The sequence below is a fragment of the Thermus tenuipuniceus genome (genome assembly GCF_002964845.1).
Lineage (GTDB): Bacteria > Deinococcota > Deinococci > Deinococcales > Thermaceae > Thermus > Thermus tenuipuniceus.
The window spans coordinates 78,305-96,737 of sequence record NZ_KZ672957.1 but is presented as its reverse complement, the minus strand read 5'-3'; the positions used below and the strand labels follow the sequence as shown (position 1 = coordinate 96,737).

16 protein-coding genes and 1 pseudogene are annotated in these 18,433 nt (G+C 65.7%); 11 read left to right on the top strand and 6 right to left on the bottom strand.

Annotated features, from left to right (window positions below):
• A partial coding sequence (locus tag C2847_RS12230) for a hypothetical protein (RefSeq protein WP_164835596.1) occupies positions 1-273 on the top strand: 273 nt, incomplete at its 5' end.
• A 78-nt stretch (positions 274-351) separates the two neighbouring features.
• On the opposite strand, the gene C2847_RS01200 is transcribed toward C2847_RS12230, so the two are convergent.
• On the bottom strand, positions 352-717 hold the full coding sequence (locus C2847_RS01200) for a zinc uptake transcriptional regulator (protein ID WP_105316663.1): 366 nt from the start codon (positions 715-717) through the stop codon (positions 352-354).
• 57 nt (positions 718-774) lie between these two features.
• On the opposite strand from C2847_RS01200, the gene C2847_RS01195 reads away from it, so the two are divergent.
• From C2847_RS01195 to C2847_RS01175, 5 genes are all read left to right on the top strand, one after another.
• Positions 775-1,791: a YibE/F family protein gene (locus tag C2847_RS01195; RefSeq protein WP_105316662.1), complete on the top strand. Its 1,017-nt coding sequence runs from the start codon at positions 775-777 to the stop codon at positions 1,789-1,791.
• Between the two features lie 25 nt (positions 1,792-1,816).
• Positions 1,817-2,941, top strand: coding sequence for a metallophosphoesterase family protein (locus C2847_RS01190; RefSeq protein ID WP_105316670.1), 1,125 nt, complete (start codon positions 1,817-1,819; stop codon positions 2,939-2,941).
• Positions 2,916-5,849 carry an AAA family ATPase gene (locus C2847_RS01185; RefSeq protein ID WP_105316661.1) on the top strand — a complete coding sequence of 978 codons (2,934 nt, stop codon included), beginning with the start codon at positions 2,916-2,918 and terminating at the stop codon, positions 5,847-5,849. Before C2847_RS01190 ends, C2847_RS01185 begins: the two co-directional genes overlap by 26 nt.
• Before the next feature lie 142 nt (positions 5,850-5,991).
• Entirely contained in the window at positions 5,992-6,369 is a 378-nt protein-coding gene (locus C2847_RS01180) for a CBS domain-containing protein (protein WP_105316660.1), read from the top strand.
• 87 nt (positions 6,370-6,456) lie between these two features.
• Entirely contained in the window at positions 6,457-7,446 is a 990-nt protein-coding gene (locus C2847_RS01175; RefSeq protein WP_105316659.1) for a pectin acetylesterase-family hydrolase, read from the top strand.
• Here the strand turns inward: C2847_RS01175 and C2847_RS01170 are convergent.
• Both C2847_RS01170 and recG read right to left on the bottom strand, forming a co-directional pair.
• Positions 7,430-8,176, bottom strand: a complete 747-nt coding sequence (locus C2847_RS01170; protein ID WP_105316669.1) for a hypothetical protein — start codon at positions 8,174-8,176, stop codon at positions 7,430-7,432. The genes C2847_RS01175 and C2847_RS01170 overlap by 17 nt on opposite strands.
• A gap of 63 nt (positions 8,177-8,239) precedes the next feature.
• Positions 8,240-10,567 (bottom strand): ATP-dependent DNA helicase RecG, encoded by a 2,328-nt coding sequence (gene recG, locus C2847_RS01165; RefSeq protein WP_105316658.1) that lies wholly within the window; start codon positions 10,565-10,567, stop codon positions 8,240-8,242.
• 15 nt (positions 10,568-10,582) lie between these two features.
• Here recG and C2847_RS01160 point away from each other — a divergent pair, with 15 nt between their 5' ends.
• Positions 10,583-11,797 (top strand): M16 family metallopeptidase, encoded by a 1,215-nt coding sequence (locus C2847_RS01160; RefSeq protein ID WP_105316657.1) that lies wholly within the window; start codon positions 10,583-10,585, stop codon positions 11,795-11,797.
• Positions 11,787-12,782, top strand: a pseudogene (locus C2847_RS01155) (M16 family metallopeptidase); the annotation flags it as partial. The gene C2847_RS01160 and the pseudogene C2847_RS01155, both read left to right, overlap by 11 nt.
• A 27-nt stretch (positions 12,783-12,809) precedes the next feature.
• Here the strand turns inward: C2847_RS01155 and C2847_RS12965 are convergent.
• Positions 12,810-13,034 carry a hypothetical protein gene (locus tag C2847_RS12965; protein WP_425275070.1) on the bottom strand — a complete coding sequence of 75 codons (225 nt, stop codon included), beginning with the start codon at positions 13,032-13,034 and terminating at the stop codon, positions 12,810-12,812.
• Here C2847_RS12965 and C2847_RS01150 point away from each other — a divergent pair.
• The 3 genes from C2847_RS01150 to malQ all read left to right on the top strand — a co-directional run bounded on the left by C2847_RS01150 (position 12,997) and on the right by malQ (position 16,339).
• Entirely contained in the window at positions 12,997-13,857 is an 861-nt protein-coding gene (locus tag C2847_RS01150; protein ID WP_105316655.1) for a DMT family transporter, read from the top strand. The genes C2847_RS12965 and C2847_RS01150 overlap by 38 nt on opposite strands.
• 15 nt (positions 13,858-13,872) lie before the next feature.
• Positions 13,873-14,745 (top strand): 3-hydroxybutyryl-CoA dehydrogenase, encoded by an 873-nt coding sequence (locus C2847_RS01145; protein WP_105316654.1) that lies wholly within the window; start codon positions 13,873-13,875, stop codon positions 14,743-14,745.
• A gap of 91 nt (positions 14,746-14,836) precedes the next feature.
• Complete coding sequence (gene malQ / locus C2847_RS01140; protein ID WP_105316653.1) at positions 14,837-16,339, top strand: 4-alpha-glucanotransferase; 1,503 nt, start codon at positions 14,837-14,839, stop codon at positions 16,337-16,339.
• Positions 16,340-16,384: 45 nt separating this feature from the next.
• Here the strand turns inward: malQ and sucD are convergent, their stop codons facing one another.
• Both sucD and sucC read right to left on the bottom strand, forming a co-directional pair.
• On the bottom strand, positions 16,385-17,251 hold the full coding sequence (gene sucD, locus C2847_RS01135) for a succinate--CoA ligase subunit alpha (protein ID WP_105316652.1): 867 nt from the start codon (positions 17,249-17,251) through the stop codon (positions 16,385-16,387).
• Positions 17,248-18,384: an ADP-forming succinate--CoA ligase subunit beta gene (gene sucC / locus C2847_RS01130; RefSeq protein WP_105316668.1), complete on the bottom strand. Its 1,137-nt coding sequence runs from the start codon at positions 18,382-18,384 to the stop codon at positions 17,248-17,250. The genes sucD and sucC overlap by 4 nt, the downstream gene beginning before the upstream one ends.
• Positions 18,385-18,433: the final 49 nt, after the last annotated feature.

The following is an 18,433-nucleotide window of genomic DNA, read 5'->3' as shown; positions in this document are numbered from 1 at the left end:
GGGACGGTGCGGCTGGAGGGGAGCCAAATCGCGTTTGGCTGCAGTAGCCCGAACCTGGCGGGGGTTTTGGAGAACCGCAACGAGGTGCTCCTGGGGGATACCTCGGTGGGCCAGGGGGGTGCTGGGGGTGTCATTCACAACTGGGGTGCTTTCGTGAAGGACAGGGGTACGGGTACGGCCTACATCGACCCTACCTTCTTCGCCCACCCTGGTGGGTACGAACAGGCTCAAAGCGGCACTTTCTACTTCAGGGATTACCGAAACCTCCGTTGAGGAAGGGGACTACCCGCTCCGGCCTCGGAAGGAGGGTTTCCTAAGTACCCCGTCGTAGCTTGGGCCACGACGGGGTACTTAAGCGCATTCTGGGCAGCGGCCAAAGACCGTAACCTCGTGCCCCTCGGCTTGGAAGCCGGGGGGCAGGTGCGTGAGGGCCAGGTCACAGCCCAGAAGCTCGTAGACCCGGCCGCAAAGGCGGCAGAGGAAGTGGTGGTGGTGCGCCCGGCCTGCGGGTTCGTAGCGGGGGGGCTCTCCAGGGAGGGCCACCGGGGTGAGGAAGCCCTCCTCCACCAAGCCCTTGAGGGTCCGGTACACCGTGGCCAGGCCCAGGGAGGGTACCTTCCGCTTGGCCAGCTCCAGCACCTCCTGGGGGGAGAGGGGACGGCCCACTTCCAGGAAGACCTCCCGGATGGCCCGCCGCTGCCGGGTGGAGCGCTCCATGACCCTAGGATAGCAAGTTGAGAAGAAGTTTTCATCGTGGCCAGGTAGAGTGGCGGTATGCGCCTTTGGATGCTTTTGGGGTTCCTCCTCCTCCCCGCCCTGGCCCAAGGGGAGGGGAGGTACCTGGTGGGGCGGGTCCTGGCCCTCGAGGCCCAACGGGGCGTGGCCCTAGTGGAGGTGGAAGGCGGGAGGCTGGAGGCCCTTCTGCCCGTGGATGGAGGCCACTACCGGGTGGGCCAGCGGGTGGTCCTCTACCAGGAGGGCGGCAGGACCTATATTACCGAGCCCGACCGTATCCCCTGGCTTTTTGGCCTTTTGGGCCTTTTCGCCTCCCTGGCTGCCCTTCTGGGCCGGGGGAAGGGGGTTAGGGGGCTTTTGGGCACCTTCCTGAGCCTTTTGGTGGTGGTCTACTGGGTGGTGCCCAGGGTGGCGGTGGGGGGAAACCCACTCCTCTACGCCTTTCTGGGAAGCCTTGGGGTGCTCCTCTTCACCATCTACCTGGTCCACGGGGTGAACCGCAAGACCACGGCGGCCCTCCTGGGTACCCTGGCTTCGGTGGCCTTTGTCCTCCTCCTGGCCCTCTTCTTCACCCGAAGCATGGGGTTTACGGGCCTGGCCTCGGAGGAGGCCCTTCTCCTCCGGCAGTGGGGCGGGGTAGACCTGGTTTCCCTCTTCCTGGCGGGGGTGGTGGTGGGTACCCTGGGGGCCTTGACCGACGTGAGCGTGACCCAGGCGGCGGTGGTCCAGGCTCTGGCCCACGCCAACCCCCGCTTTGGCCTTGGGGAGCTCTACCGGAGGGGGATGGAGGTGGGGTACGACCACATCGGCAGCCTGGTGAACACCCTGGTCTTGGCCTACGCCGCAGGCTCCTTGCCCCTTTTTCTTCTCCTCACCCGGGATCCCACCCCCTTGCGCTTCCTCCTGAACACCGAACCCTTCGCCGCAGAGATCGCCTCCATGGTGCTGGGTTCCTTGGGACTTCTTCTGGCGGTGCCCCTCACCACCCTGATGGCGGCCTGGTTCTTCCAGGGGGGAAGGGGTGGGCCTCCCGAGGGCCATGGCCATGCCCATTAGGGTGGGGGCTGGCATAATGGGAGCCGTGCGCCTATTGCACACCGCGGACTGGCATCTGGGCAAGGTATTAAAGGGCGTGGACCGCACCCCTGAGATCGGGGAGGCGTTGAAAACCCTTCTGGAGATGGTGGCCAAGGAGGGGGTGGACCTGGTGGTGGTTTCCGGGGATCTCTTCGACCGCCCCCAGGTTTCCGCCGAGGCCGAGGCCATGGCGGTGGAGTTTTTCCTACGCCTTAGGGAGCTTGGGGTTCCCGCCTTGGTCATCGCGGGCAACCACGATCCCAAGGAGCGCCTCGAGGCCCTTGCCCCCCTCTTCGCCCTGGCGGGGGCGGCGGTGCGGGGAAGGCCCCTTTTCCGGGAGGAAGGAGGGGTGGTGGAGGTGGGGGGGCTCAGGGCGGCCCTTCTCCCCTTTGTATCCGAGCGCATCCTGGTGAAAAAGGTTCTGCAGGAGGCCGAGGAGCGCCACCGCACCTATGCGGAGGCCATGCGGCGGATCCTCGCCAACCTGGAAAGCCCCCTTATGCTGGGGCACTTTGCCCTGGAGGGGGTTCGGCCAGGGGCGGGGGAATTCGTCTTCCACCTCACGGGAAGCTACGCGGTGCCCCCTTCCGCCCTGCCCTTGGGGGCCCGCTATGTGGCCCTGGGCCACATCCACCGCCAGCAGCAGGTTTCCGAGGCCCCTGTGGCCTGGTATGCGGGAAGCCTGGTCCAGCTGGACTTTGGGGAGGGGGAGGAGGCGGAGCGGGGGGCTTTGCTGGTGGAGGTGCCCGAAAGAGGGCCCGTCCGGGTCCACCCTATAAGGGAGCGCTGGGGGAAACCCCTTAAAACCCTCCGCCTGAAGCCCGAGGAGCTGGACGGCAGGCTTCCCGAGCTGGAGCGCTTTCCCGGGTACCTCAGGGTGGTGGTGGAGGGCCGGCTTTCCCCGGCGGTGAAGGAGAGGCTCTTCCAAGGGCTTCCCCATCTCCTGGCGGTGGAAACCGCAGGAGGGCTTGAGGATGGGGGGAATGGGACCTTGGCCCCGGAGCTGGGTTTGGTGGAGGCCTACGACCGCTACCTGAAGGAACGGGGGCGGGAGGAGGAAGGGCTTCTGGAGCGGTTTAACCAGGTGCTCAAGGAGGTGGAGCTTGAGGCCCTTGCGCCTGGAGCTTGAGGGGTTTGGCCCCTACCGGGAGCGGCAGGGAGTGGACTTCTCCGATGTGGAGCTTTTCGCTATCACCGGGCCCACGGGGAGCGGGAAGAGCACGCTCCTGGACGCCATGGCCTTTGCCCTCTATGGGGTGGTGCCCCGGGTGGGGCGGAACGTGGGGAGTTTGGTCCACCCGGGTGCCAGCGAGGCCCGGGTCCGCCTCACCTTCCAGGTGGGGGGAAGGGTCTACAGGGTGGAGCGGGTGCGGGGGAAGCGGAGCGAAGGGCGGCTCTTTGAGCTAGCCCCGGTGGGGGAGCGGCTTTTACCCTTGGAGACCCTGGACGCCTTGAACCGTGCCTTGGAGGAGCTTTTGGGCCTCACCTACGAGGCCTTTACCCGGGCCCTCCTCCTTCCCCAGGGGGAGTTTGACCGCTTCCTTAAGGGGGAGGCCAAGGAGAGGCGCAGGATTCTCCTGGATCTCTTTGAGCTTACCCGGTTGGAAAGGGCCAGGGAAAAGGCGGCTTCCCGCAAGGCGGCCCTGATGGAGGAGAAGGGCCGGCTAGAGGGGGAGCTTGCGGGGCTTCTCGGGGTGAGCCTCGAGGCTAAGGAGGACTTGGAAAGGGCCCTGGCGGACCTAACCCGGGAGATCGCCCGCCTTCAGAACGAGAAAAGGCGCCTGGAGGAGGCGGTTTTGGAGCTCAAAGGCCTTCAGGCGCTTCTCCTTCGCAAAGGGGAGCTGGAAGGCCGCCTGGGCCGCCTTAAGGCTGAGGCTTCCCGCATGGCGGAGGTGGAGGAAAGGCTCAAGAAGGCGTTGGAGGCGGAGGCCGCCCTGCCTTTGTGGCAGGACTTGAGAAGGAAGGAGGAGGCCCTGGCGGCCACAGCGCAGGAGCTCCAAAGGGTGCGCGCCCGGCTTTTCAAGCTGGAAGGGGATCGCCGGGCCCTGGCCTTTGACCCCGAGGCCCTAAAGGAGGCGCAAAGGGCTCTTCTGCAGGCGGAGGGGTTAAGGGCCCTCGAGGCCCTTTGGCGGCGGGTGGGGGTGAAGGAGCACCCCGCTCCCAGGCTGGGCCTGGCTCCCGAGGCCTACGCGGAGGCCCTGGAATCCCTCCTCCAGGAGGAAGCCCTTTTGGCGGAGAGGAAACGGGAGCTATCCCGCCTGGTGGAAGAGCAAGGGCGGCTAAGGGAGAAGGAGGAAGCCCTGAACCGGGTTAGGGAGGCCCTGAAGGCCTTGGTGGAGGAGGGAGGGCAGGCCCGAGCCCAGGTGGAGGCTTTGGAGAAAGCTCTTAAGGGTGCGGAAGCCCACCGGCTTCGGCAGGAGCTGGAGGAGCTAAGGAGGAGGCGGGAGTTTTTGGAGGAGGAAAAAAAGCGCCTCGAGGCGGAGCTTGCCCAGCTGGCCAAGGAGGAAAGGCGCCTGGGGCTTCTTGCCTACCGCGACCTTTTGCAGCCGGGGGAGCCCTGCCCCTTGTGCGGGGGTGTGGTGCATGTCTTTCCCCATTCCCAGGGCAACCAGGGAGTTTCGGACCTGAGGAGGAGGCGGGAGGAAGGGGAGAAGGCCCTTCAGGAGGTCCTGACCCGGCTTGGGGCCGTGGCGGAGGAGGAAAGGGCCAAGCGGGAGGCCCTGGAGGCCCTGGGCGTGGAGCCCATCCCCGGGGATCCCAAGGAACTGGAGGGGAAGCTTCAGGAAGCGCAGGCGAGGCTTCAGGAGCTTAGGGAAAAGTACCGGGAAAAACAGGGGGAGGCCAGGGCCCTTGAGGAGGAAGTGAAGCGGCTATCCGAGGAGAAGGAGCGTTTGCACCAGGGGTTTTCCCGCCTGGAGGAGGAGGCGGAAATCGCCTGGGAAAAGACCCGGGAAGCCCTGGCCTCCCTGCGCTGGGAGAAGGAGGCCCTGGCGGCCGGGCTTTACCGCCTGCTTTGGGAGAGGACGGGGGGCAGGCCGGTGCCGGAGTACATCGGGAAGCTTTCTCGGAGGGTGGAGGAGCTGGAGAAAAAGGAAAAACAGGACCGCGATCTCGCCCGGGCCTGGGAGGAGGCTTCCCGGACCCTGGCGGGGCTTTTGGCCCAGGAGGAGGAGCAGCGAAAGGCCCTCGAGGAGGCCAAGGGCCGGGTGGTGGGCCTGATGCTCGAGGAGGAGGCCAGGGCCCTTTACCTTCCCCCCAAGGAGCGGGAGGCCCTGGCGGAGAGGATCCGGGCCCACCGGGAGGAGCTTGCCCAGGTGGAGGCCCTCCTGGAGGAGGTGGAGCGGGAGGCCAGGGCTCGCTTTCCCGGTCCCCTTCCCCCTTTGGCGGAGGTGGGGGCCCGCTTGCGGCGGGAAGAGGAAAGGCTTTCTGAGGTGCAGGGGAGCCTCGAGGCCAGGATGGGAGAAAAGGCCGTTTTGGAGGAGCGGCTTAAGGAGATGGGGGAAAGGCTACAGCGCCGCCAGGAGCTTTCGGCCCGCCTGGCGGAGGTGGTGCGGGAGATGGACCTCTGGGAGAAGCTGGCCTTTGACCTCCAGCAGAACAACTTTCCCGCCTACCTCCTGGGCCTCAGGCAGCGGAACCTGGTGGAGCGGGCGGATGAGCTCATGGCCACCCTCTCCGCAGGGCGCTACCGCCTCCGTTCTAAGGAGGACGAGTACCAGGTCCTGGACCTCTGGACCGAGGCGGTGCGCCCGGTGAGGACCCTTTCCGGGGGGGAAAGCTTCCTGGCAAGCCTCTCCTTGGCCCTGGCGCTTTCCGAGGAGCTTTCCCGGGGGCGGCTTGGGGCCTTGTTTTTGGACGAGGGCTTCGGCACCCTGGACCCGGAAACCCTGGAGGTGGTGGCGGGGGTGCTGGAGGCCCTTCCCACCCGGGGGCGGCTGGTGGGCATCGTCACCCACGTGGAGGCCTTGGCGGTGCGGCTCCCGGCCAGGCTCGTGGTGCGGAAGCACCCCTCGGGGAGCCGGGTGGAGTGGGCGTGAACCTCCCCGGTGGGTTTATGGAATCCCCTTTTTGCATATAAGGGAAAGGGAGTTTTATCCCTACCAAACCCCATACCCTAAGGGGTATGGTGAAGTTGCCCGGAAAGTGTAAGCTTGGCCCTCCCGGGCAAGGAGGTGCACCGTGAAAAAGGCCAAGGACATCATGTCCACGGAGGTGGTAAAGATTCAGGGCTCGGCCACGGTGAAGGAGGCCATCAACCTCATGAAGGAAACTGGCCTCCGGGCCCTCATCGTGGACCGTCGCCACGAGGAGGACGCCTACGGCATCGTCACGGAAACCGACATCGTCTACAAGGTGATCGCCTACGGCAAGGACCCCGCCACCGTGCAGGTGCACGAGATCATGACCAAGCCGGTGATCACGGTAAACCCCGACCTGGGCGTGGAGTACGTGGCCCGGCTTTTCGCCAACACCGGCATCCGCCGGGCTCCCGTGATCCAGGGCGAGGTGATCGGGATCGTTTCCGTGACGGATATCCTGCGCAAGGCGGTGTTCTAGAGTAGATTTTGCCCTTGGGCAGCCGGGAAGGCTGCCCTTTCTTGACTTGGTTTAAGACTCCTTATACACTGCGGGCGGAGGTGAACAATGCGGCGGTTTCTAGCCTTGCTTTTGCTCCTGGGTTTGGCCCTGGTCCAGGGCCTCGAGGCCGTTTGGAGGGCCGTGGAGGTTCCGGGTGGCGTATGCTCCGATGGTTCCCCCTACCGGTTCTACGTGAGCCTCGGGGATCCCAAGAAGGTAGTGATCGATTTCCAAGGGGGCGGGGCCTGCTGGGACGCGGCCATCTGTGGTCCCCAGAGCCAGACCTACCGCAAGCGGGTGGATGTGCAGGAGCTTCTCCTGGCCCAGGGCATCTACAACCGCCTGAGCGTGGCCAACCCCTTCCACGGCTGGACCCATGTCTTCGTGCCCTACTGCACGGGGGATCTCCACGTGGGCCGGGCCACGGTGGACTACGGGGGCTTCAAGGTCCACCACCAGGGGGCCAGGAACGCCCTGGCGGCCCTGGAGTACGTTTTCCGTAACCACACGGACCCAGAAAGGGTCTTTGTGACCGGTTGCTCCGCCGGGGCCTATGGGGCGGTCTTCTGGGCGGATAAGATGCTTTCCACCTACAAAAACGCCCGGGTGGTCGTCTGCGGGGACGCCGGGGTGGGGGTGCGCACCCCGGACTTCCCGGGGTTTGGCGTGTGGAACCCACGCCTGCCAGAGCTTCCCGGCTTGTCCCCGAACCCCCAGGTGGCCGAGATCTACCTGGCCCTGGCCAAGGCCTTCCCCAAGGCCCAAATCGCCCAGTACACCACCCTTTTGGACGGCACCCAGATCTTCTTCTACGGGCTCATGAAGGGCGAGCGGGCTCCCTCGGAGGCCACGGCCCGGGAGTGGGCGGAGGGCGCCATGAGGGCAGTCCTGGCACCAGCCCAGGCGGAAAACTACACCTTCTACCTGGCCCCGGGTGGCCAGCACTGCATCCTGCCCCGGCCGGAGCTCTACACCTTGAAGGTGGGGGAGGTGACCTTCCTGGAGTGGCTTAGGGCCCTGGCGGAGGGGAAGGCCGCGCCTAGGGTGCGCCCCTGAGGCCGAAGGCGGCGAACCATGCCTTAAGCTCCGGATCTTGCTCCAGCAGGATCGCGTGCCCCTTTTTCCGGTCCAGGGGGGCGGTCTCGAGGAAGGCCAGGAGGAGGCCGTCCCCCTTCCTTTCCAGGATTTCCCGGGACTTCAGCGTGAACTGGGCCTGGAACCAGAGGGCGCTTTTCAGGTCTCCCCGCCTCCTCTCGTAGGCGGAAAGGCTTCGCCTTTCCGGTTCCAGGCGGCTCAGGTATTGGCTAAAGGCCAGGAGGGATTCCGCCAGGTCCGGCCTGGCCAAGGCCAGGCCCAGGAGGAAAAGGTAGTTGGCGAAGAACTCGTCCAGCCACCTTACCCCCGTCCTCAGGCGCCAGGCTACCTGCAGGGCGTGGGCGTACTCGTGGCCCAGGTTCAGGTCCAAGAAGGAGGGGATTTCCATGGGAGGAGGCCCCAGGGGAAGCAGGACCTCCCGGAAACGGTGGAGGAGCCTTTCGGGGTAGGTGAGGGGGGCAAAGAGGGAAAGCCTTCCCCCCTCGCTTCGCTGGAAGGCCAGGCCATAGGGGTAGGGGACAAGGGCCCGCCAGTCCCCCTCGGAGAGCACGTAAAGGGTCACGGGGGGTACCGGGGCGTAGGCGGTGTAGGCCTCCCGCAGCTCGAGAAGGTAGCTTCGCAGGCCTTCGGCCCGCAGAACCCCTCCCTCGGAGGCGAAGGCCGGAATATGGGGATGGGGCAGGGCCCTCATCCCGGTGCTTCCCACCTCCCCTGGGCCGTTTCTAAAAGGCCGTGTCCCTCCTCAAGCATCCTTCTAGATAACCTCCCGGAAGCCGATGCGCTCCGCCTGGGCCCGGAGCTCCTCCTTAAGGGCCTGGTGCTGGGGCAAGGAGAGGTCGGGGTCCATCTCCAGGATGCGCTTGGCCAGGGCCCGGGCTTGCTCGATGACCTCGGTGTCCTGGGAGAGGTCCCCGAGCTTCAGCTCCGGGTAGCCGGACTGCCGGGTGCCCCTGAGTTCCCCGGGGCCCCTTAGCTTCAGGTCCATCTCCGCGATGTAGAAGCCGTCTCCCGATTCCTCCAGGACCTTAAGGCGCTTTAGGGTTTTCTGGCTGGCTTCCCCAGAGATGAGGATGGCGTAGCCTTCAAGCCCTCCTCTTCCCACCCGGCCCCTAAGCTGGTGGAGCTGGGCCAGGCCGAAGCGCTCAGCGTTTTCCACGATGATGAGGCTGGCCCTTGGGATATCCACCCCCACCTCCACCACGGTGGTGGACACCAGGAGGTCGAACTCCCCCTTTCGGAAGGCCTCCATGACGCTATCCTTCTCCCGTGCGGGCATCCTGCCGTGGAGAAGGGCCATGCGCACCTCGGGGAGCAGGCCCTTTAGCTCCTCGTAGAGGGCGGTGGCCGCCTTCAGGTCCAGCTCCTCGGATTCCTCGATGGCCGGGGCCACCACGAAGACCTGGTGCCCCTTTCTCACCTCCTCCCGGGCGAAGGCGTAGGCCTGGAGGCGGAGGCGGTGGGGGAGGACCTTGGTTTTGATGGGCTTCCTCCCCGGGGGCATCTCGTCCAGGATGCTGACCTCGAGGTCCCCGTACAGGGTCAGGGCCAGGGAGCGGGGGATGGGGGTGGCGGACATCACCAGAACATCGGGGGGGACCGTGGCCAGCCTCAGGAGGGCCCGCCGCTGCAACACGCCGAAGCGGTGCTCCTCGTCCACCACCGCCAGGCCCAGGTCCTTGAACCCTACCCCCTCTTGGATGAGGGCGTGGGTGCCCACCGCCACCTGGGCCTCCCCGGAAAGAAGCCTCTCGATAGCCTCCTCCCGCTCCCTGGGGGTCATGGAGCCCAGAAGGAGCTCCACCCGCACCCCTAGGGGGAAGAGGTAGCGGGTGAGGTTCTGGTAGTGCTGCTTGGCCAGGATCTCCGTGGGGGCCATAAGGGCTCCCTGGGCGCCGTTCAGGGCGGCGAGGTAGAGGGCGTAGGCGGCCACCACGGTTTTACCCGAGCCCACGTCCCCCTGGAGGAGGCGGGCCATCTGCCTGGGGCTCTGCATGTCCTGGGCGATCTCCGCCATGACCCTTTCCTGGGCCTGGGTCAGGGGAAAGGGAAAGGTTTTCTTGAAGGTTTCCGTCCAGGTCTCCTCCACCTTGAAGCTTCGGCCCAGGACCAGCCCCCCGGCGTCCAAGAGGGCCTTTAGCTCTAAGAGCACGTACTCGTCAAACTTAAGGCGGAGAAGGGCCTTCCTCAGAGCCTCCTCGTCCTCGGGGAAGTGGATCTGGCGAAGGGCCTCGGAGTAGGGAAGAAGGCGGTGCTCCTCCCGGTACGGTTCCAAGGGGTCGGGGAGGGGGAGGGCCATCTCCAGGGCCCGGTGGACGGTACGGCGCAAAAAGGCCTGTCCCACCCCCTCTTTGGCGGGGTAGATGGGGACGATGCGCCCGGTGGAGAGGGACTCGGTGCCCTCGTTCTCAAAGTGCTCCACGTAAATCTGCACCCCGTTGCGCCGCTGGACCCTGCCCGTGACGATGAGGGTTTCCCCCTCCTGGATCTGGGAAAGGACCCAGGTCTGGTTAAACCAGACCAGGGTGATGCGGAAGCCCCAGGCATCCTGGGTCCGCACCTGCACCAGCTGCATCCCCTTCTTGGGGGTTTTCACCAGCTCCTTGGCCAGGACCCTCACGGAGAGGGTGGCCTTCTGGCCGTCCTCCAGGAAGCGCACCCCGGGGAGGGTCCTGCGGTCCTCGTAACGGCGGGGGTAGTAATGGAGGACATCCCGCACCGTGTGGAGGGAAAGCTCCGTAAGCTTCCTCCGGCTTTGCGGGGGAGCCAGGAGGTGGGCGGGGTCCTGGGGGGCAAGCCGGGGGGGTGGGGACGGGGTGGCGGCCGCGCCTCCCTTAGGGGACGGGGCCGCCAGGCCGTCTTTGAGAAAGCGGATGGCCTCCATCAGGATCTCCTTTCGCTCCTCCGGGGTCTTTCCCCCGTACCCTTGGAAAAGCCTCTGGAGATGGGGGAAGGGTTTGGCCAGGTTCTGGATGAGGGTTTCCAGGCCCCCCACCACCACCTGGTCCCTGGCGCCATCCTTCAGCTCCCGCAGGATGGGCCTGAAAAGCCTTTCCCGCAGTTCCCCTTCCCTCACGCCCTCCATGATACCCTTAGGCCTGTGAGCCGCGTGGAGCGACTACCGAATGGGCTTGTTCTGGCCCTCGAGGAGCGGGACTACCCCGGGGTGGCCTTCCAGCTGCTGGTGCCCGCCGGGGCGGTGAACGAGCCCGAGGGGCTTCTGGGGGACAGTACCCTCATAGAGGGCTGGCTGTGGAAGGGGGCTGGGGAGCTGGATGCCCGGGGCCTGGCCCAGGCCTTGGACGCCTTGGGGGTTAGGCGGCAAAGCGGGGCGGGGCTGGAGTACACCCTCTTTGCTGCCGCCTTTTTGCCGGAGGTGCTGGAGGAGGTCTTCCGGCTCTATGCCCTTCTTCTCCTGAATCCCCGGCTTCCCGAGGAGGGCTTTGAAGCGGTGAGAAGCGTGGCCCTGCAGGCCCTTCTTTCCCAGGAGGACCAGCCCGCCAGGAAGCTTTTTTCCGAGCTCCGGAAAAGGGTCTTCCTCTCCCCCCACGGCCGGGACCCCTTGGGGGAGGAGGAAAGCTTGAAGCGGGCTACCCCCGAGGCGGTGCGGGAGGACTATCGACGCCGCTACACCCCTAAGGGGGCCATCCTGGCGGTGGCGGGAGGGGTTTCCTGGGAGAGGCTTCTTGGGGCGGTGGAGCCCCTTTTGGCCTGGGAGGGGGAGGAGGCCTCCTACCCAACCCCCCTTCTTTCGGAGCCCCATTCCTTTACCCTCAAGCGACCCACGGCCCAGGTGCAGATCGGCCTGGCCTACCCCGACGTGGGGCCGGAGGACCCCCGGTTTTACGCGGCCAGGCTGGCCTTGGAGGTGCTTTCGGGAGGTATGAGCAGCCGCCTTTTCACCGAGGTGCGGGAGAAACGGGGCCTGGTCTATGCGGTGAGCGCCTTCCCCGCTGGGGTTAAGGGCCAGGGCCTCCTCATGGCCTACGGGGGCACCACCAAGGAGAGGGCCCGGGAAACCCTAAGGGTCATGCTGGCCGAGATGGAGCACCTGGCGGAGGGCGTCACGGAGGAGGAGCTTTCCCGGGCCAAGGTGGGCCTGAAGACCGCCTTGGTGATGGCGGACGAGTCCATCCGTAGCCGGGCCGCCTCCATGGTGCGGGACCTCTTCATGCTGGGGCGAATCCGGCCCCTTTCCGAGATCGAGGAGGCCATAGAGGGTACGGGCCTCGAGGCGGTGAACGCCTTCTTGCGGGCGCATCCCTACCGCAACCCCTGGGTGGGGCTTCTGGGTGAGGTGGACGATGTTTCGTGAGGCTGAGCTGAAAAATGGCCTGAGGGTCATCGCTGAGGTGGTTCCTGGGGCCCGCAGCGTGGCCTTGGGGTATTTCGTAAGGACCGGGGCCCGGGACGAGGCCCCTGAGGAGAGCGGGGTGAGCCATTTCCTGGAGCACATGGTCTTCAAGGGCCCCGAGGGGATGGATGCCCTTTCGGTGAACCTGGCCTTTGACCGCTTGGGGGCCCAGTACAACGCCTTCACCTCCGAGGAGGCCACGGTCTTCTACGGGGCCGTGTTGCCGGAGTTCGCCTTTCCCCTTCTGGAACTCTTTTCCAGGCTCATGCGCCCCGCTTTGCGCCAGGAGGACTTTGACACCGAGAAGAAGGTGATCCTGGAGGAGATCGCCCGCTACCAAGACCGCCCAGGCTTTATGGCCTATGACTGGGCCCGGGCCCGCTTCTTCCAGGGACACCCTCTGGGGAATAGCGTCCTGGGCACGGTGGAGAGCATCACCGCTCTCACGCGGGAGGCCATGGCCGCCTACCACGGGAGGCGTTACCTGCCGGGGAACATGGTTTTAGCCGCTACGGGGAAGGTGGATTTTGAGGCCCTGGTGGCCGAGGCGGAACGGCTTACGGAGGATTGGCCTCTGGGGGAGGCGGGGAGGACCTACCCACCCTTAAGCCCTTCCCAGGGGGTAGAGGAGCACCCCTACGAGAAGGCCCGGGCCCTCTATTTGGTGGGCCTTTTCCCCGGGGTAAGCTACCAGGAGGAGGAACGCTTTGCTGCCCAGGTGCTGGCCCATCTGCTGGGAGAAGAGGGCTCGGGGCGGCTCCACTTCGCCCTGGTGGATACGGGCCTTGCCGAGGCGGCCTCCTTTGGCCACGAGGAGGCCGACCGGGCAGGTTTCTTCCACGCCTACGTGCAGGCGGACCCGACGAACAAGGAGGCGGTGCTGGCCGTCCTTCAAGAGGAGCTCGGCCGGATCGCCCTCGAGGGCGTGGGGGAGGAGGAGGTGGCAAAGGCCAGAACCCCCTTGGCCACAGGCCTAGTCTTCGCTGGGGAAACCCCCATGGGGAGGCTTTTCCACCTGGGGATGGAATACCTTTACACGGGGCGCTACCTTTCCCTTTCCGCGGTCAAGGAGCGGGTGAGCAAGGTGGGGGCTAAGGAGGTGAACGCCCTTTTGGAGAGGGGTTTTTTGCACCAGGGCCTCTACTATCTGGTGGGTCCTTATGGAACCTAAGGCCCTGGCAGCCGCCCTCCTCACCATCCTCTTCTGGGCCAGCGCCTTTGCCGGCATCCGGGCGGGGCTCCAGGGCCTAAGCCCAGGCCACCTGGTCCTCCTGCGCTTCCTGGTGGCCAGCGCCCTGCTTCTCCTTTATGCCCGCCTTCGCGGCCTTCGCCCACCCAGGAAGGAGGACCTTCCCCGGCTTCTTCTCCTGGGGTTTTTGGGCATCACCGTTTACCACACGGCCCTGGCCTACGGGGAGCTCACGGTGAGCGCAGGGGCCGCGAGCCTTCTCATCGCTACTGGGCCGGTGTTTACCGCACTCCTCTCCTTCTTCTTCCTGGGGGAACGGCTTAGGCCCGTAGGGATTCTGGGGTTTGCCCTGGCCTTTTTGGGCTCCTTATTGATCGCCTTCGGGGAGGGAGGCGGAGTGTCCTTGAGCCCGGGGGCTTTTTTGATCCTGCTTTCCGCCCTTTCCACCTCCTTGTACTTCGTCTGGCAGAAGCCTCTTTTTGCCCGTTACAGCAGCCGGGAGATGACGGTCTACACCCTGGTGTTGGGTACGCTTCCCCTGTTCGTCTTCTTTCCCGGCCTGGGGGAGGCCCTTCTCGCCGCCCCTCGCCCGTCCCTTCTCAGCACCCTCTATTTGGGGATTTTCCCCGGTGCTTTGGCCTACCTCACCTGGACCTATGCCCTTTCCCGCACCCCGGCTTCCCGCCTTTCCAGCTTCTTGTACCTTTCCCCGGTCCTGGCCATCCTCGTCGCCTACGGGTGGCTGGGTGAGGTACCCTCCCCGCTTTCCCTCCTGGGCGGGGCCTTGGCCCTAGCGGGCGTCCTTTTGGTGAACCTGAGGGGCGTAAAATAGCCCGAGAGGTGCGGTATGGAGGTCAAAAGGATCGGTGTGGTGGGCGCAGGGCAGATGGGTAGCGGCATCGCCCAGGTGGCGGCCCAGGCGGGGTTTGAGGTGGTGCTGGTGGACGTGGCCGAGGGCTTCCTGGAAAGGGGCCTAAAGGCCATCCAGCGGTCCCTAAGCAAGTTTCTGGAGAAGGGGCGGATTGCCCCGCAGGACCTCGAGGCCACCTTGGGGCGGATCCGCACCACCGTGGTCTTGGGGGACCTGGCGGAGGCCGACCTGGTGGTGGAGGCCATCGTGGAGGACGAAGGGGAAAAGCGCCGCCTCTTCGAGCGCCTGGGAAGCCTGGTGAAGCCTGAGGCGATTCTGGCCAGCAACACCTCTTCCATTCCCATCACCGCCTTGGCCCGCTACTCGGGAAGGCCCGACCGCTTCATTGGCATGCACTTCTTCAACCCCGTGCCCCTCATGGGGCTGGTGGAGGTGATCCGGGGCGAGCTTACCTCGGAGGAAACCCGGGACGTGGTGGTGGAGGTGGCGAAGCGGATGGGGAAGACCCCCCTCGAGGTCCAAGACTACCCCGGCTTCGTCTCTAACCGCCTCCTCATGCCCATGATCAACGAGGCCATAGAGGCCTTACGGGAGGGGGTGGCCACCAAGGAGGCCATCGACGGGGTCATGCGCCTGGGGATGAACCACCCCATGGGGCCCTTGGAGCTTGCCGACCTCATCGGCCTGGACACCTGCTTGGCCATCATGGAGGTGTTGCACCGGGGCTTTGGCGACGATAAGTACCGGCCCTCCCCCCTTCTCCGCCGCATGGTGCAGGCGGGGCTTTTGGGCCGCAAGACGGGCCGAGGGTTTTACACCTACGACGAGAAGGGGAACAAGGTGGGCTAGGCCTCGGCTTGCCCGACTTCCTGGTGGACCCAAAGCGCTTAGGCTCTGTCGGCCCCTGGAAGGGTTTCCAAACCTGGGGTAAACTCGGGGCATGGAACTGCCACGCACCTACGGCCTGCTCCTCCACCCCACCAGCCTTCCCGGGCCCTACGGGGTGGGTGTCTTAGGGGAAGAGGCCCGCGCCTTCCTTCGCTTCCTCAAGGAGGCGGGGGGAAGGTACTGGCAGGTTCTCCCCTTGGGCCCTACAGGTTATGGGGACTCCCCCTACCAGGCCTTCAGCGCCTTTGCCGGGAACCCCTACCTCATCGACCTCTGCCCCTTGGCGGAGGCGGGGTATCTTCGCCTCGAGGACCCCGGTTTTCCCGAGGGCCGGGTGGATTACGGCTGGCTCTACGCCTGGAGGTGGCCGGCGCTTAGGGAAGCCTTCCGGGGTTTCCAGGAGCGGGCCGGCCGGGAGGAAAAGGAGGCCTTCCAGGCCTTTTGGGACCGGGAAAGGAGCTGGTTGGATGACTATGCCCTCTTTATGGCCTTGAAGGCCCACCACGGGGGCCTTCCCTGGAACCGCTGGCCCATGCCCCTACGCCTGAGGGAGGAAAGGGCTTTAAGGGAAGCGTCTTTGGCCCTCTCCCCAGAGGTGGCCTTCCACGCCTGGACCCAGTGGCTTTTCTTCCGGCAGTGGGAGGCCCTGAGGGAGGAGGCGGAGGCCCTGGGCCTCTCCTTGATCGGCGATATGCCCATCTTCGTGGCCGAGGACTCGGCGGAGGTCTGGGCCCATCCCGAGTGGTTCCACCTGGATGAGGAGGGAAGGCCCACGGTGGTGGCGGGGGTGCCGCCGGATTACTTTTCGGAGACGGGGCAGCGCTGGGGGAATCCCCTGTACCGCTGGGAGGTGCTGGAAAAGGAGGGGTTCTCCTTCTGGATTGAGCGCTTAAGGAAGGCCTTGGAACTTTTCCACCTGGTGCGCATCGACCACTTCCGGGGCTTCGAGGCCTACTGGGAGATCCCCGCCTCCTGCCCTACGGCGGTGGAGGGGCGCTGGGTGAAGGCTCCAGGGGAGAGGCTTTTTGAACGCATCCGGGAGGTCTTCGGGAAGGTGCCCATCCTGGCGGAGGACCTGGGGGTCATCACCCCGGAGGTGGAGGCCCTGAGGGACCGGTTTGGCCTGCCCGGGATGAAGGTCTTGCAGTTCGCCTTTGACGGGGGGATGGAAAACCCCTTCCTGCCCCACAACTACCCCTCCCATGGCCGGGTGGTGGTCTATACCGGTACCCATGACAACGACACCACCTTAGGCTGGTACCGCACCGCTACCCCCCACGAAAGGGCCTTCTTGGAGCGTTACCTGGGGGAGTGGGGGATCGGTTTCCATGGGGAGGAGGAGGTACCCTGGGCCCTCATGCACCTGGGGATGAAGTCGGTGGCCAAGCTGGCCGTCTACCCCGTGCAGGACGTGTTGGCGTTGGGAAGCGAGGCCCGGATGAACTACCCCGGGCGCCCCTCGGGCAACTGGGCTTGGCGGCTTAGGCCCGGCCAGCTCCTTCCCGAGCACGGGGAACGGCTTCGCTGGATGGCCGAGGCCACGGGCAGGGTGTAAAAACACCCCACCCTGGCTTGGCCAGGGTGGGAGGCTTAAGGACTTTTAGCCCAAGGCCTTTTTCACCAGCTCCACAATCTCGTCGATGGTGTCGGCCACGGGGATGCCTGCCTCGGCGAAGGCCTTCAGCTTGGATTCCGGGGTGCCCACGTTCCCCATGATGATGGCCCCGGCGTGTCCCATGCGCTTGCCCTTGGGGGCGCTGCGGCCGCCGATGAAGCCCACCACCGGCTTTTTCATGTTCGCCTTGATCCAGGCTGCCGCTTCCTCCTCGTCGGAGCCGCCGATCTCCCCGATGAGGACCACGGCCTCGGTCTCGGGGTCCTCGTTGAAAAGGGGGAGGAGGTCCTTGAAGGTGGTGCCGATCACCGGATCGCCTCCAATGCCCACCGTGGTGGTGGTGCCGATCCCCGCCTGGGAAAGGGCGGCGGCGGCCTCGTAGGTGAGGGTGCCGGAGCGGCTTATGAGCCCCACCTTCCCCCGCTTAAACACGTGGCCGGGCATGATGCCGATCTTGCTCTCCTCGGCGCTGATGATGCCCGGGCAGTTGCCCCCGATGAGGCGGCTTCCCAGGGCCTTGATCTCCTCCACCGCCCGCACCATGTCCAGGGTGGGGATGCCCTCGGTGATGAGGACGATGAGGGGAATGCCGGCATGGGCCGCCTCGAGGGCCGCATCCGCCGCGGCAGGCGCCGGTACGAAGATGATGGAAGCGTCGATGGCGTGGTGGGCTACGGCTTCCTTTACCGTGTCGTACACGGGAAGACCCAGGACCTCGCTGCCCCCTTTGCCCGGGGTCACGCCGGCCACCACCTTGGTGCCGTACTCCAGCATCTGCTGGGTGTGGAACTGCCCCTCCCGCCCGGTGATGCCCTGGACCAGGACGCGGGTTTCGCGGTTCACCAGGATCACGCCGCACCTCCCACCATGGCCACGATGGCCTTGGCCGCTTCAATGGACGTGGGGTACATGTAGATGGGCTTGCCCTCAAGAAGCCTTTTGGCCTCCTCCTCGGCGGTGCCCGCCACCCGCATGACCACGGGCTTGGTGAGGAGGCCCTCCTCCAGGGCCCGGATCACCCCCTTGGCCACCTCGTCCGCCCGGGTGATGCCCCCGAAGATGTTGAGGAAGACGCCTTTGACATCCGGGTCCTTGAGGACCACCTTGAGGGCGTTGTAGACCACGTCCGCCTTGGCTCCGCCCCCGATGTCCAGGAAGTTGGCGGGCTTCCCCCCCACCCGGTTCACCAGGTCCAGGGTGTACATGACGAGCCCCGCCCCGTTGCCGATGATGCCGATGCTCCCCTGAAGCTTCACGTAGGCGAAGCCGTAGTTGCTGGCCTCCACCTCCAAGGGGTGCTCGGCCTCGATCTCCCTGAGTTCCGCCAGATCCGGGTGGCGGAAGAGGGCGTTGTCGTCCAAGACGATTTTGGCGTCGGCGGCCACGATCTGGCCGTCCGTGGTGACCACCAGGGGGTTGATCTCGGCGATGGAGGCGTCCACCCCCTCGTAGGCCCGGTAGAGGGCCACCAGCACCTGGGCAATCTTGTTGAGGTTGCCCTCGAGGCCCGCTTGTTTCACCATCTCCCGGGCCTCAAAAGCCCGAAAGCCCTTGTGGGGGTCGATCCAGAACTTGTGGATGGCCTCGGGGCGCTCCGCCGCCACCTCCTCGATGTCCACCCCCCCCTCCTTGGAGAGCATGAGGACCACCCGTTTTTGGGCGCGGTCCAGGATGAGGCCGGCGTAGTATTCCTTGGCGATGTCCACCGCCTCGGCCACCAGGACCTTCTTCACCGTGAGGCCCTTGATGTTCATCCCCAGGATGGCCTGGGCCTTCTCGTAGGCTTCGGCCGGGGTGTCCGCCAGCTTCACGCCCCCGGCCTTGCCTCTCCCGCCCACGTGCACCTGGGCCTTGATCACCACCCGCTTGCCCAGCTCCTCCGCGATCCTTTTGGCCTCGTCGGGGGTGTAGGCCACCTTGCCGGGCGGCACCGGTACCCCATAACGGGCCAGGATCTCCTTGGCTTGATACTCGTGCAGGTTCAAGCTTTCCACCTCCTTGGCCGGCCAAGGCCGTTAGGCATTATAAGCTACC

Bases quoted from the DNA above. Each gene is read 5' to 3' on its own strand.
- malQ (WP_105316653.1), top strand. From the start codon at position 14,837: ATGGAACTGCCACGCACCTACGGCCTGCTCCTCCACCCCACCAGCCTT.
- C2847_RS01200 (WP_105316663.1), bottom strand. From the start codon at position 717: ATGGAGCGCTCCACCCGGCAGCGGCGGGCCATCCGGGAGGTCTTCCTG.
- C2847_RS01150 (WP_105316655.1), top strand. From the start codon at position 12,997: ATGGAACCTAAGGCCCTGGCAGCCGCCCTCCTCACCATCCTCTTCTGG.
- C2847_RS01175 (WP_105316659.1), top strand. From the start codon at position 6,457: ATGCGGCGGTTTCTAGCCTTGCTTTTGCTCCTGGGTTTGGCCCTGGTC.
- C2847_RS01170 (WP_105316669.1), bottom strand. From the start codon at position 8,176: ATGAGGGCCCTGCCCCATCCCCATATTCCGGCCTTCGCCTCCGAGGGA.
- C2847_RS12965 (WP_425275070.1), bottom strand. From the start codon at position 13,034: ATGGTGAGGAGGGCGGCTGCCAGGGCCTTAGGTTCCATAAGGACCCAC.
- C2847_RS01195 (WP_105316662.1), top strand. From the start codon at position 775: ATGCGCCTTTGGATGCTTTTGGGGTTCCTCCTCCTCCCCGCCCTGGCC.
- C2847_RS01145 (WP_105316654.1), top strand. From the start codon at position 13,873: ATGGAGGTCAAAAGGATCGGTGTGGTGGGCGCAGGGCAGATGGGTAGC.
- recG (WP_105316658.1), bottom strand. From the start codon at position 10,567: ATGGAGGGCGTGAGGGAAGGGGAACTGCGGGAAAGGCTTTTCAGGCCC.